We start from the raw sequence: 12,997 nt of genomic DNA on the forward strand, positions 1-12,997 counted from the left end.
CATGACCAACCCGTTCGAGGACCAGGACGGCACCTTCCTCGTGCTCACCAACGACGAGAACCAGCACTCGCTGTGGCCGCAGTTCGCCGACGTCCCCGACGGCTGGAGCGTCGCCCACGGCCCCGACACCCACGCCGCCTGCCTGGAGTACGTCGAGCAGAACTGGACCGACATGCGGCCCAAGAGCCTCGCCGACGCCATGAACGCCCAGCGGTAGCACGGCCGACGTGACCTCCACCGACACCCTGTCCACCGATACCCGGGCCGGCGACCTCGCCGCGGCCCTGCTCACGCCCGAGGCCCGCCGGGACCCGTACCCGGTCTACGCCCGCATGCGCCGCGAGGACCCGGTCCACCGCAGCGCCCAGGGCATCTGGTACCTCACCCGGTACGCCGACGTCGAGGCCGCCCTGAGCGACCTGCGGCTCTCCAGCGACCGGGACAGGATGACCCGTGCCTACAGCGCGCTCGGCGGCGACCTCAAGGCCTTCAGCCGGCTCACCGACCGGCTCGGCCGGGTCATGAGCAACACCGACCCGCCGGACCACGCCCGGCTGCGCAAACTGGCCAACCGGGCGTTCACCGCCCGGCGCGTCGAAGCCCTGCGCGACGGCATCCAGCGGATCGTCGACCGGCTCGTCGACGAGGCGGTCGCGGCCGGGCCGGCCATGGACCTGATCGAGGCGGTCGCCGCCCCGCTGCCGATGTCCGTCGTCTGCGAGCTCTTCGGCATCCCGCCCGAGGACCTCCCGCAGGTCAAGACCTGGTTCCACCGCTTCGGCCGGCTCAGCGAGGACATCGACAAGTCCGAGGCGGCGATCGAGCAGTACGAGGAGTACCTCGCCCGGCTCGTCCGCCGCCGCCGGGCCGACCCAGGCGACGACCTCATCAGCGCCCTGGTCGCCACCCAGGCGCAGGACGACCGCCTCACCGACTCCGAACTGCTGTCCACCTGCTTCGTCCTGATCACCGCCGGCGACGAGACCACCACCCACCTGATCGGCAACGGCATGCTCGCCCTGCTGCGCCACCCCGACCAGCTGGCGCGGCTGCGCGCCGACCCGGCGCTGATCCGCACAGCCGTCGAGGAACTCGCCCGCTACGACACGCCGACCCAGGCGATCGTCCGGGTCGTCGCCGAGGACATGGAGATCGGAGGGCGGACGCTGCGCGAGGGCGAGCTGGTGTACCCGTTCCTCGCCGCGACCAACCGGGATCCCGAGCGTTTCGAGGACCCCGACCGCCTCGACCTGACCCGCCCCGGCAACCGGCACCTCAGCTTCGGCAACGGCCCGCACTTCTGCCTCGGCGGCCCGCTGGCCAAGCTCCAGGCGGAGGTCGCCGTCGGCACGCTGGTCCGCCGGCTCCCGCACCTGGGGCTGGCCGACGGCGCGGCCCTCGACTGGCGGCCCAACCCGCTGCAACGGCGGCTCACCGCGCTTCCGCTCACCTACTGACCCATGAACGACGACGAAAGAGACGTGACCATGGCCCGAGAACTCGAGGTCCGCCGGGAACAGGACCTGCCCGCCACGCCCGAACAGGTCTGGGACGCGGTCGCCACCGGCGCCGGCAACCTCGGCTGGCTCTACCCGATGGAGGTCGAGCCGCGCGTCGGCGGAAAGGTCACACGCGGCGACAGCACCGTCGTGGCCTGGGAGCCGCCGCGCCACTTCGCGGTCCGGGCCACTCAGGACGGCGGCTTCTCCAACACGCTCACCTACCGCATCGAGCCGGCCGACGGCGACACGAGCCATCTGCGGATGGGAATCCACTGGGTGCACACGGGCGTGGTGGACGACACCTGGAACTGGGACACGAAGGCGGACGCGGCCGAGAAGCACGTCGACTTCTACCAGCACTCCCTCCCCGAGTACCTGAGGCACTTCGCCGGCCGCCCGGCCGTCTACGTCAGGGCCGCCCGTGGCGAGTGCACCGAAGATCCCGCCGACTTCGCCGCCCTGCGCCGGCGCCTCGGCCTCGATGACGGCGCGGCCGTCGGCGACCGGTTGTCGCTCGACCTCCCCGGTGCGGACGGCGGCTCGACGGAGGTGGTCGTGGACTGGCTGAGCCCCGACTTCGTCGGCCTGCGCGGCCCCGACGCGCTGTACCGGTTCTTCAACGGCAGTTCCTGGAACTGGCCGATCTGGCTGGGCCACCACGTGTTCGCCGAGGACGCGGACGAACAGCAGGCCACCAAGGGCTGGAACGCCTGGCTCAACGGCTCCTGAACCCCACCGCACGACACACGACCGAAGGACCTCTGGTGGAAACACTCCTCTACGCAGCCGAACTCGTCCGGGAAGACGGCGCCTACAAACTCGTGGTGCAGGACGTGGTGCGGGATACGGTCCAGGTCACCCCGGTTCCCGAATCCGCGGTGGCCAGGCTCCCGGCCTTCCTGTCGGTGCTGAGTTCCAAGCTCGGCTCCGCGTCGGCAACACGCGGGCGCTGGTAGACAGCTTCCGGATCGATGAGGTGCCGGTGCCGTCCCGCACATCGACTGCCGGACGGCACCGGCTTCGCGAAGGTCAGCCCATGACGGTTCGAGAGGCGGCGCCCTCGGCCAGGGGCCGCGTCCGCGAGAAGGCACCCAGGTCGACGACGACACCGGTGTGTTCCCCCGTGTACCGCAGCGGATCGCGGTCGTGGTCGTGGCCGGCCTCGACACGGTCGACCAGCGTGGCGAGGAACCGGCCCGCCAGGGGAGCGTTCTTGAACTGGTTGCCGCTCGTGCCCATGGCGACGTAGAAGCCGGCCAGATCGGTGCGGTCGTAGATCGGGGACCAGTCGTCGGCGGCGTCGTAGACACCGGCGACGCCGGTCGGCCGGTTCGGGACGCCGAGGAGCGGGAATCGGCGTGCCGCCCTGGTCACCTGGGTCTCGAACCGGGCAGGCGTCGGGTGCGGGTTGCACGCGTCGGGATCGTCGAGCCACTCCCTGGGGTCGCAGGCGGGCAGCGTGCTGCCGATGAGGAGGTGTCCGCCGGAGGGGCGCAGATAGGTCCCGAGGTCGACGTCGGCAACGATCGGGCCGGACCTGGTCGCGATGCCGCCCGGGCCCGCGGCGGTGCCGTCGCCCTGACGGACCGGCGCGGCCACCTGATGGACCTCCTGGCGCAGCGGGCGCACGCCCACGGTGAACTCGGCCCCGACCCCGGCCAGCCGGTTGAACGCTCCCGACCAGGGCCCGGCGGCGTTGACCACCACCGGTGCCGTGATCGCGGTGCCGTCGGCGAGCCGGACGCCCGCCACCCGCTCCTCGCCGCGCAGCACACCGACGGCCGCGCGCCGGAAGAGGAAACGCACCCCGATACGGGCCGCCGCGTCCGCGAGATTCTGCGCCGCGAGCCGGGCATCGTCGACGAAGCCCGCGTCCGGGGTGAACAGCGCGCCGAGCTCTCCTTGCGGGCCGGCGAAGAAGGCATCGTCGAGCAGGGACCGGGGAGGCCCGTAGCGTCCCGCGTCGATACCGGGGATCCGGCTGCGCAGCGTCGCGGCGTCCCAGCGCTCGTACGGCACGCCGGCCCGCTCGAACAGCGCGACGACCTCCGACGTCCCGGAGCCCGGTGCGTCGAGGAGTACCGCTCCGGTCCGCCGGAACGCCGCCAGAGCGGGGCCGCGCACGGTGCCCAGGTGCTCCGCCCATCGCGCCCAGCAGTGCCGGGATTCCCAGGCGGTGGCGACACCGTCCCAGGTCGAGTAGTCGAAACGGATGATCGCGCTCGACGCGCTGGTGGATCCGTGGCCGACGCCGCCGGACTTGTCGACGACCACGACGCGCCGACCGGTGCGGGCCAGTTCCAGCGCCACCGCGGCACCGATCACACCGGCCCCCACGACGACCGCGTCCGCGCCGGACGGAGGCCTGTCCGTATCCCCATCCCCGGTCGTCATGTCGGCACGTCCTCGGGGGTTCGCGGAGTCCGGTCACCGTTGTCGTCCGGGGGAACGCGACGGGCCTGGGGCGGGTGGTCGTCGGTGCGGTAAGGGAAGTGGCAGGCGGCGCGATGCGGCTGACCGGCCGCGTCCCGCTGCGGGTCCCGTGCGGCGCACACCTCCCGTCCGGGACGCCGGTTCGGTCCGACGGGGCAGCGTGGGTGGAAGCGGCACCCGGTCGGTGGGGACGCGGGGTCGGGGACCTCTCCGGGCAGGAGGGGTTCCTCGTCCGGTCGTCGTCCGGCGTGCAGGCTCGGCACGGCGGACAGCAGCGCTCGGGTGTAGGGATGCCGCGGGCCGCGCAGCAGGTTCTCGGTGGCGGCGGTCTCGACGATCCGACCGAGGTACATCACGGCGACGACGTCCGACACATGGCGGACGGCGGCGAGGTCATGGCTGATGAACAGCATGGCGAAGCCCATGCGCCGCTGCAGATCCCGGAGCATCGTGAGCAGCGCCGCCCGGACCGACACGTCGAGGGCCGAGGTGATCTCGTCGGCGATGAGCACCGCCGGATCGACGGCGAGCGCGCGGGCGACGGCGACGCGTTGGCGTTGGCCGCCCGAGAGCTGCCGCGGCAGCCGTGCGGCGCAGCCGGCGTCGAGACCGACCAGTTCCAGCAGTTCGCCGACGCGCTGTTCGCGGCTACGGCGGTCCAGCCGGACGAAGGCCCCGGCCGATTCGGCGAGCGACTGCCGTACCGTCATCCGCGGGTCCAATGCCGTGTCCGGGTCCTGGAACACCAGTTGGACCTGTTGCCCCAGCTGCCGCCGGTCGGCCACCCGGCGCCCACCGTACTCCCGCCCTCCGACGGTGATCCGCCCGGTGCACGGGGCGTCCAGCCCGACGACCGCTCGTGCCAGAGTGGACTTTCCCGAACCGGACTCGCCCACGAGGCCGACCGTCGTGCCCGAGGGAACGTCCAGCGACACGCCGTCCACTGCTGTGATCGGCCCGAGCGGTCCGTGATGGCGAACGGTGACGTCGTACAGCGCCAGCCCCGACCCTGTTGTCCTCACTTCTGTGCCTCCTCGGTCTCATGCCGTCCGCGGGACGGCGCCGCGGGCAGCGGCTGCCAGCAGGCGATCTCGTGCTGCGGGCCGAGCGGGGACAGCACCGGGCTCTCCACCGCGCACCGGTCCAGCCGATGCGGACAGCGGTCGTGGAACGGGCAGCCCGGGGCCGCACCGTACGGATCGGGCGGCCCTCCCTCGATGGTGCGCAGGGGGTGGTCGCGGTCCGCGGCCAGGTCCGGGACCGAGGCGACGAGCATCCGCGTGTACGGATGCCGTGCGCCGGTCGCCAGCTCACGGGCGGGAAGGTTCTCCACGATCGTTCCCCCGTACATGATCAGAACCCGGTCGCAGGCGTCGGCCACCAGGGCGATGTCGTGGCTGATGAAGAGGATCGCGGTGGCGTCGTCGCGCCGGACACGGCGGAGCAGGTCCATGATCTGCCGCTGCACGGTGACGTCCACGGCTGTCGTGGGTTCGTCCGCGACGATGAGGTCGGGCCGCATCATCGCGGCGGCGGCGATCGCCACTCGCTGGCGCTGACCGCCGGAGAGCTGGAAGGGACGGGACCGGAGCAACCGGTGTCCGGCGGGCAGCGCGACCCGCTGAAGCTGGGCGAGGGCCTGCTCGACGGCCTGGGCACGGGGGGTGCGGTGGTGGGCGCGTACGGCCTCCGTCAGCTGCGTTCCGATGCGGAGCGACGGGTTGAAGGACGAGGCCGGGTTCTGGAAGATCATCGCCATTCCCGTCGCCAACTGCCCGCGTCGTGCGGTGCGTGACGACGACTCGGCGTCCGCGCCGAGGAACCGGTGCCTGCCCCAGGTCGCGCGGGCGCCGTCCGGCAGCAGGTCGGCAATGGCGAGCGCCGTCAGCGACTTGCCGGAGCCGGACTCGCCGACCAGGCCGACCATCTCACCGTGCCGCAGCGCGAGGGTGACACCGCGGACGGGCCGGACCACCCCCTCCCGCGTGGGAAGGGCGACCCGCAGATCTACCACCTCCAGCACGTGGTCCGCGGTTTCCGGAAGGCCGGTGCGTGCCGGGTGCGGCGCGGATTCTGCCGGCTGCCGTGGGCGGGTGCCTCGCGCGACGGCTCCGGCCAGCATCTCGCCGAGCAGTTGGAAGGCCACGGCGGCGTAGGCGATGGCGAGGCCGGGCGCCACGGCGGGCAGAGGCTCGGTGTAGATGCGCTCCAGGCCCTGACTGAGCAGCAGTCCCCAGTCGTACGAGGGGGGCTGCACCCCCAGTCCGAGGAAGCTCAGTCCCGACAGGGCCACGAGCGCCGAGCCCGCGGCGACCGCGATGTTGAGCATCAGCGGTTCGGCGATGTGGGGCAGGACATGGCGCAGAAGCAGCCGGTGGCGCCGCAGGCCCAGCACGCGCGCCGCCGCCATGAAGTCGGTTCCGGCCACTTTGGCGGCGAGGGTCTGGGTGATCCGCGCGAAGCCCGGTGCACAGGCGATGGCCAGTGCGCACACCGCCCCACCCGCGCCCGCGCCGAAGAGGGCCGCGAAGAACATCGCGACGAGGAGCGCGGGGAAGGCCAGCAGGAGGTTGATCAGAGCTCCCAACATGCGACGGGCGCGCCCGCCCACGACGGCGGTGAGGGCCCCGAGGGTGATCCCGGCCGCCGCGCCGAGGAGCGTGGCCGCGACGGCCGGCAGCAGGGAGAGCCAGGTCGCCGAGAGCAGCCGGGCGAAGAGGTCGCGCCCGAGATGGTCCGTACCGAGCGGATGGCTTGCCGTGGGCGCCCGCAGCACCGCCGACGGGTCCGGACGTTCGGCGGCCTGCCCCCACAGCACCGCCCCCGCGACGGCCAGTACGACGAGCGAGCCGAGCATCGCCAGGGTGACCACGCCCATCGGCGTGGACCAGCCCGAGCGGGTCGCACGAGACCGGCCGGCGGTGGCACGCGGCGTGCGCGGAGAAGGGGAGGACGAGGCCATCGGATCACGTCTCCCGGATGACGGATCGGGGGTCGAGCAGCGCGAGGGCCAGATCGACGAGGAAGTTCACCACGAGGACGGCCGAGCCCAGCACCAGGACCGACGCTTCGACGACCGCGTAGTCCTGAGCGGTCACGGACCGCGCCATGGCCGACCCGATGCCCGGCCAGGCGAACACCTTCTCGACCAGGACCGTTCCCGCGATCAGCGCCGGCAGCAGGTTCCCGGCGACCGTCAGCGACGCGGTCAGCGTGTTCGGCGCCACATGGCGCAGATAGAGCGGGACGGCGGGCAGCCGTTTCGCGCGGGCGGCACGCAGATAGTCCGTCTCGAGAACCTTGAGCGTCTCCACCCGTACGATCCGCAGGAGAACCGCCGTCGGAGCGAGGGCCAGCGCGAGCACGGGCAGCACATAGGACTGGGGACCGAGGTCGCCGGCCACCGGAAAGAGGCGCAGGGCGACCGCCAGTCCCGCGGTGAGACCCGTCGCGAGCACGAAGTCCGGCACGCCCGCCATGACGGAGGTGGTGGCGGTGAACGCCAGCTCCGCCCGAGGCCGCCGCCCCGCGCGTGTCCACACCGCCGCGAGCAGCCCCCCGGGAAGGGCGACGACGAGGACGCAGACGAACGCCAGGAAAGCCAGCAGCAAGGTGCCCGGCAGACGTGCCCTGATCAGGTCGGCCACCGGCTCGCCGGTCACCAGGGAGACCCCGAGGTCCCCGTGGGCCAGGTGCCGCAGATACCACCAGTACTGTGCCGACAGGCCATGATCCAGGCCGAGTTCGTGTCGTTTCGCCGCAACCAGGTCCGGCGGGGCGTCCACGCCCAGCGCGGCCCGGACGGGGTCACCGGGCACCAGCCGGATCATGGCGAAGCAGGCGGTGACGACGACGAAGAGGGAGACGATCAGCCGCACCGCGCGTCGGCAGCAGAACACCGCCCACGGGTGGCGCCGGGCCAGGGCGCCGAGCCGGGCGGACACGGTCGTCATGGGGGACCTCCTCGACTGGTGGTGGTCGGCCGATGCGGCGCGCGCCGCCGCTATCTGTGCAGGCGGATGCTGGTCGGCACGATCTGGCCGCCGGGCGCGACGGCGAAGGTCGTCCGGTGGCCGTACACCGTGCTCGTGCCGTCGGCGACGGGCAGCGCGTCGGCCGAGCGGAACAGCGCCGCGACGGCCCTGTTCCAGTCCGCGCAGCTTGCCGCGCCCGGCGCGCGCAGCGCGAGGGCGACGAAGCGGTCGTAGACGCGGTTGACGACATGTGCGAAGTTCAGGCCTTGCGAGGGCGGCGGACCGGAGAAGTACGGGACGAGCTGAGCGGGCAGCGGCGGACCGGGCGAGCTGCCGACCACGACGTCGAAGTCTCCGCTCTGGTACATGGCCTGCACCACCGCGTTGCCGCTCTCGATGACGACGTCGACGTCCGCGCCCAGCGCCTGCCAGGTGACGGCCATCAGTTCGGCGACCGACGGAAGGGTGGAGCCGAAGTCGGCGCTGCTCAGCAGTCGCAGCCGCAGCGGCCGGCCATCCTTGACCAGCCCGCCCCGTGCGTCTTTCGTCCAGCCGGCGGCGCCCAGGGCCCGCACGGCACTGCGCGAAGGCAGGTTCCGGGCGGCCATGTCGGCGTGGCAGACGGAGCCCGCGGCGGTCAGATGGCTCGCGGGCGTTCCGTCGCCGCCGACCGCCACATTGGCGAGGCCCTGGCGGTCCAGGGCCCCCACCAGTGCCTGACGCAACACGGGATCGCCCAAGGGGCGGCCGGACCGCTCGTTGAAGAAGGTCAGCCCCACCACCGTCGGCACCTGAGCGGTGGCCAGGCCGTGGCCGGTCAGCCGCGCGCGGTCCGGGCCGGTCACCGTCGCGATGTTCACCCCGCCCGTGAGGAGCAGATTGGCCGCCGTGGACTCCTGCGGCACCACCGACACCACGATCCGCGCAGGCTGGCCCGCGACCGCGTTCGTCGCTCCGCGCGGACCCCACGCATACCCCTTGCGCCGTGCGAAGAGGTACGGGCCGCCGGAGGTGTAACCGCGCAGCACATACGGCCCGGTGCCCTGCGTGCTCCTGTCCAGCGCGCCGGGATCCGCCAGCCCGGCGGGGCAGACGACGGGAAGCAGACCGATCGTCCGCACGATGAAGCTGTACGGCGACGCCATCCGCACCGACACCGTCCGGGCCGCGTCGTCGGCCGACACCGTGAACGGCACACCGGGCAGTGCCGCCCGGGCGCCGACGAGCCGATTGCGGGGATCGCTCGCATAGCTCAGTGACCGGGCCACCCCCGAGGCCGTGAGGATCGTGCCGTCGGAGCAGGTCACACCCCTGCGCAGGGTGAAACTCGCCGAAGTGGCTGCGGCCCGCCACTGCTCGGCCAGGCCCGACACCACCTGCCCGTCCGGCGCCACGGTGACCAACGAGTCGTAGGCATAAGGAGCCAGGGCAGAGCCGAACTGCGCGTACGGGTGGAAACTCGGGGTCTCGGACGCGGTGGCGATCGTGACGGTTCCGCCCCGGACGACAGGGGTGCGGGTCGACGACACGTCGCCACCGCCACAACCGGCCAGCAGGGCTGACGCGACGGCGGCGGACACCACCGCCGCCGACCGGGCCCTGGGCAACGACACGGTTCGGCGGCGCATGATGGTCATCGTGCCACCGAGATCGACGGCGCCGACCGGCCTCTCCCGGGCCGGACACGAACGGGGCCGACGAATTCCCCCGTTCGAGTGAGGCCCCCGACTCGCGGTCGATCTCCGCTTCTGACGGTGCGTCACCCGGCGCGCACACTGGCCCCATGGCGAACCACTCATCGGACCTCCCGGACGGCTCGGACGGCCTGGCGGCGCGGGAGGTCGACCGACTCGCGGCCTCGTACTGGGACTTCCTGCTCGCCCGCGAGCCGTCCCTGCGGACCCGACGCGGTCTGCCCGTCGAGTCACTGCCGGGGGTGTCCGCCGCGGAGGCCGACGAACGCGCCGGATTCGCGGCAGGGATGCTGAACCGGCTGGACACGCTGCGGTCCGCGGTGCCGCCCGGTCCCTCCGCCGACACCGCGGACTTCGTGCGGGCGCTGGCCGAACAGGAAGCGGAGGCGGGCCGCTTCCACTGGCTCACGCCCACCGCCACGCCCTACCAGCTCTTCGGCCTCCAGCAGTACGGTGACACGGTCTTCCGCCCGTTCCGCTTCGAGCATCGGGCCGACACGGACCGGTACGTGTCCCTCGTCCGGGAGCTGGCCCGCTGCGTCGCGACGATCGGCGACAAGGCCGCCGGGCAGGCCGCACGCGGCTTCCGCATCCCGGCCCCGGCGCTGGCCGGGGTCCACACCACCCTCACCCGGCTGCGGGCGTCGGCGACGCTGTACGTCCGAGCGGACGCCGAGCGGCTCACCCGACTCGACGCGGCGACCCGGGGCCGACTGCACGACGCGGTGGCGGGGCTCGTGGCCACCGAACTGGAGCCGGCGTTCGACCGCCTCCTCGCCCTCGTGGACGACCCGGACTACCTCAGGGCGGCACCGCAGGCCGTCGGATGGGCCCACTACCCGGAAGGCGACGCGGCGTACCGGGCCTTCGTCAGGACGTACACCTCCGGCGACACACCACCCGAACGCCTCCACGAACTCGGCCGGGAGCAGTGCCGCGAACTCGGCGAGCGGATGCGGGAGATGCGAGCCACGCTCGGCTTCTCGGGGACCGAAGCGGAGTTCCACGCACGCCTCGCGACCGAGCCCCGCCTGTACGCCGCCACCCCGGAGGAGGTCGAGGCCCGCTACCGCGGACACCTCGACCGCCTGACGCCGCTGCTGCCACGCTGGTTCACGGTCCTGCCCCGCGCCCCGTACGACGTGGCCCGCCTCGACCCGGCGCTGGAGGCGTCGATGACGTTCGGCTACTACGACCCGCCGACCGCCGCGCAACCGGTGGGCCGTTACCGCTACAACGCCTCGGACCTGGCGCACCGGTCACTGCTCGGGGCGGCCCCGCTGATCTACCACGAGCTCGCGCCCGGGCACCACTTCCACCTCGCCCGTCAGGCCGAGAGCACCGCGCTGCCCGATCTGCGACGCGAACTGGTGCCCTTCAGCGGGTTCCAGGAGGGCTGGGCGGAGTACGCGGCAGGTCTCGCCTGGGAGATGGGGCTGTACGACGACCCGTGGGACGCGTACGGACGCCTGGCGCACGAACGGTTCACGGCACAGCGACTCGTCGTCGACACCGGCCTCAACCTCGGGACCATGACGCTGGATCAGGCGCGCGCCTTCATGCGTGGCCACGCGGCGGCCGAGTCCGAGACGCAGATCACCAGCGAGTTGCTGCGCTACGCGACCGACATGCCGGGACAGGCGCTGACGTACCGGGCGGGTCATACGGAGTTCACGGCATTGCGGGCAGCGTGCGAACGCGGCGCCGGCACCGCGTTCGACGTGCGCGCCTTTCACGAGGCCGTGCTGGCCGGCGGCACACTGCCGTTTCCCGCCCTGCGTCGGCGGGTGGAGAGAGAACTGCGCGGGGCATCCGGCCGATGAGGCTTCCAGGGGAGGCCGCTCTACTCGAATGGGTGAAGGCCACGGGGAATTCGTAGCCGTTTGCTCGCGCTTGGATACTCTCTGTGATGGAGGGTGCGGGTCCGCTGATGCGGAGTGCGTCCATCTGATCATCATCTCCTCGACAGAAGAGAAGGATGTTGTGCCATGCCGCCTGTAGTACCTCCTTTCCTGATCGGTCTGATCGCCGCATCGCTGGTGAAGAGGCTGGGCAAGCCTTTGGTGCGAGGGGTCGTCAAAGCGTCCGTGGGCCTGGGAATCGAGGTCAAGCGGGCCGTCCATGAAGCCGGCGAGGGAATCCATGACATCGCTGCCCAGGCGACTGCTGAGGTGCTCGCAGCCCAGAGGACACCGGGAGCCGGACACGGCGTCGGCGCACGGGAGGACGGCACCGCGGGCCGCGCCGCTGAGGCCGCCAAGTCGGCGCCCGCAGCGGCGGAGGCCCACAAGGGACGCACCGGCGGTCAGGACAAGCCCGTCGGCAAGGCCCGTAGCGCCGGTTCGGCCGCCGCCAAGGCGCACTGAATCTGCCCGATGACGTCGACCGACGCGAAGAAGTGGTTCCGTGTCCACCGGCGTGCGGTGGACCCCAGGCTCCGACTGGTGTGTCTCCCGCACGCCGGCGGCACGGCACAGCTGTTCCACGGCTGGCCCGCGCTGCTTCCGGCGGACATCGAGGTGCTCGCCGTGCGGTACCCCGGCCGCCAGGACCGGCTCGCGGAACCCTGCATCGAGGACATGGCCACCCTGGCCGACACGATCGAGGACGCACTGCGGCCCTGGCTCGACCGCCCGCTGGCGCTCTTCGGGCACAGCATGGGCGCCTGCGTCGCCTATGAGGTGGCCCTGCGGTTGGAGGCCCGCGGCATCGTCCCCGAGCACCTGCTGGTCTCCGCACACGAAGCCCCCCAGTGGGCCGAACACGTGGCGCTGCACGACGCCGACGACGAGACCTTGATCACCCATGTCCGGGCCCTCGGAGACCTGCACTCGGAGGCCTACGACATCCCGGAGCTGCGTGACCTGCTGCTGCCCGCCCTCCGTTCGGACTACCGGCTGATCGAGGGCTACCACCCCCCGAATCCGGCTCCGGTCAAGGCGCCGATCACTGCGTACGTCGGCCAGGACGATCCGAGTTGCGTGCTCGACGGGGTCCTTGCCTGGTCCGGGCTCACTGCGCCGGGCTCCTTCGAACTGCGCCCGTTCCCCGGGGATCACTTCTACCTCGTGGCCCGGGAGGCCGAAATGGTCGCGGATGTGGCAGCACGCCTTGCGCACGCGGGAGACGCCGGTCGGCCCTGACGGCGGATGCCCGTACCGAGAACCTGGACGTTCGGACGTTCATGGCGCACACCCACAGGTCCGGGAGGTGCCGGAGGTCCCGGACTGTGCGCGGTCGGTTCCTGGCAGGGTCCGCAGGACGTCGGCGGCTGCCTGCCCGGCTGTGAGACGGAAGGCGGGGCCGGCCCGGCACCGCGCATGGCGCCCTCGGGGTTCCCAGGGGACGATGGTCGTACCGGTCGCTGAGCCGTGCGATGTCCCCGGCAGCGGCC

At 72.4% G+C, this 12,997-nt stretch carries 12 protein-coding genes; 7 read left to right on the forward strand and 5 right to left on the reverse strand.

The features are described 5' to 3' along the window. The first annotated feature begins 1 nt into the window (after position 1). From ACWCPF_RS24390 to ACWCPF_RS24405, 4 genes are read left to right on the forward strand one after another with little or no spacing between them, the layout of a single operon-like run. A complete protein-coding gene (locus ACWCPF_RS24390; RefSeq protein WP_451047187.1) occupies positions 2 to 217 on the forward strand; it encodes an MbtH family protein in 216 nt (71 codons plus the stop codon). Positions 218 to 227: 10 nt separating this feature from the next. After that, entirely contained in the window at positions 228 to 1,457 is a 1,230-nt protein-coding gene (locus tag ACWCPF_RS24395) for a cytochrome P450 (RefSeq protein ID WP_451047188.1), read from the forward strand. Positions 1,458 to 1,460: 3 nt separating this feature from the next. Beyond that, the gene (locus ACWCPF_RS24400; RefSeq protein ID WP_451047189.1) at positions 1,461 to 2,231 is read left to right on the forward strand and encodes an SRPBCC domain-containing protein; all 771 of its coding nucleotides are present in this window, start codon (positions 1,461 to 1,463) and stop codon (positions 2,229 to 2,231) included. Between the two features lie 35 nt (positions 2,232 to 2,266). Further along, positions 2,267 to 2,458, forward strand: coding sequence for a hypothetical protein (locus ACWCPF_RS24405; RefSeq protein WP_451047190.1), 192 nt, complete (start codon positions 2,267 to 2,269; stop codon positions 2,456 to 2,458). Positions 2,459 to 2,531: 73 nt separating this feature from the next. Here ACWCPF_RS24405 and ACWCPF_RS24410 read toward each other — a convergent pair whose 3' ends face one another. From ACWCPF_RS24410 to ACWCPF_RS24430, 5 genes are all read right to left on the reverse strand, one after another. Beyond that, positions 2,532 to 3,896, reverse strand: a complete 1,365-nt coding sequence (locus tag ACWCPF_RS24410; RefSeq protein ID WP_451047191.1) for an NAD(P)/FAD-dependent oxidoreductase — start codon at positions 3,894 to 3,896, stop codon at positions 2,532 to 2,534. Beyond that, complete coding sequence (locus ACWCPF_RS24415; RefSeq protein WP_451047192.1) at positions 3,893 to 4,957, reverse strand: oligopeptide/dipeptide ABC transporter ATP-binding protein; 1,065 nt, start codon at positions 4,955 to 4,957, stop codon at positions 3,893 to 3,895. The genes ACWCPF_RS24410 and ACWCPF_RS24415 overlap by 4 nt, the downstream gene beginning before the upstream one ends. Continuing rightward, positions 4,954 to 6,813 carry a dipeptide/oligopeptide/nickel ABC transporter permease/ATP-binding protein gene (locus ACWCPF_RS24420; RefSeq protein WP_451047193.1) on the reverse strand — a complete coding sequence of 620 codons (1,860 nt, stop codon included), beginning with the start codon at positions 6,811 to 6,813 and terminating at the stop codon, positions 4,954 to 4,956. The genes ACWCPF_RS24415 and ACWCPF_RS24420 overlap by 4 nt, the downstream gene beginning before the upstream one ends. 88 nt (positions 6,814 to 6,901) lie before the next feature. Continuing rightward, positions 6,902 to 7,888, reverse strand: a complete 987-nt coding sequence (locus ACWCPF_RS24425; protein WP_451047194.1) for an ABC transporter permease — start codon at positions 7,886 to 7,888, stop codon at positions 6,902 to 6,904. A 50-nt stretch (positions 7,889 to 7,938) separates the two neighbouring features. Further along, positions 7,939 to 9,537: an ABC transporter substrate-binding protein gene (locus tag ACWCPF_RS24430; RefSeq protein WP_451047195.1), complete on the reverse strand. Its 1,599-nt coding sequence runs from the start codon at positions 9,535 to 9,537 to the stop codon at positions 7,939 to 7,941. Between the two features lie 155 nt (positions 9,538 to 9,692). Here ACWCPF_RS24430 and ACWCPF_RS24435 point away from each other — a divergent pair, with 155 nt between their 5' ends. From ACWCPF_RS24435 to ACWCPF_RS24445, 3 genes are all read left to right on the forward strand, one after another. Further along, a complete protein-coding gene (locus tag ACWCPF_RS24435) occupies positions 9,693 to 11,426 on the forward strand; it encodes a DUF885 domain-containing protein (RefSeq protein WP_451047196.1) in 1,734 nt (577 codons plus the stop codon). Positions 11,427 to 11,591: 165 nt separating this feature from the next. Further along, positions 11,592 to 11,969 carry a DUF5132 domain-containing protein gene (locus ACWCPF_RS24440; RefSeq protein ID WP_451047197.1) on the forward strand — a complete coding sequence of 126 codons (378 nt, stop codon included), beginning with the start codon at positions 11,592 to 11,594 and terminating at the stop codon, positions 11,967 to 11,969. A gap of 9 nt (positions 11,970 to 11,978) precedes the next feature. Further along, a complete protein-coding gene (locus ACWCPF_RS24445; RefSeq protein WP_451047198.1) occupies positions 11,979 to 12,746 on the forward strand; it encodes a thioesterase II family protein in 768 nt (255 codons plus the stop codon). Positions 12,747 to 12,997 lie beyond the last annotated feature (251 nt).

This window comes from Streptomyces sp. NPDC001858 (genome assembly GCF_053594615.1).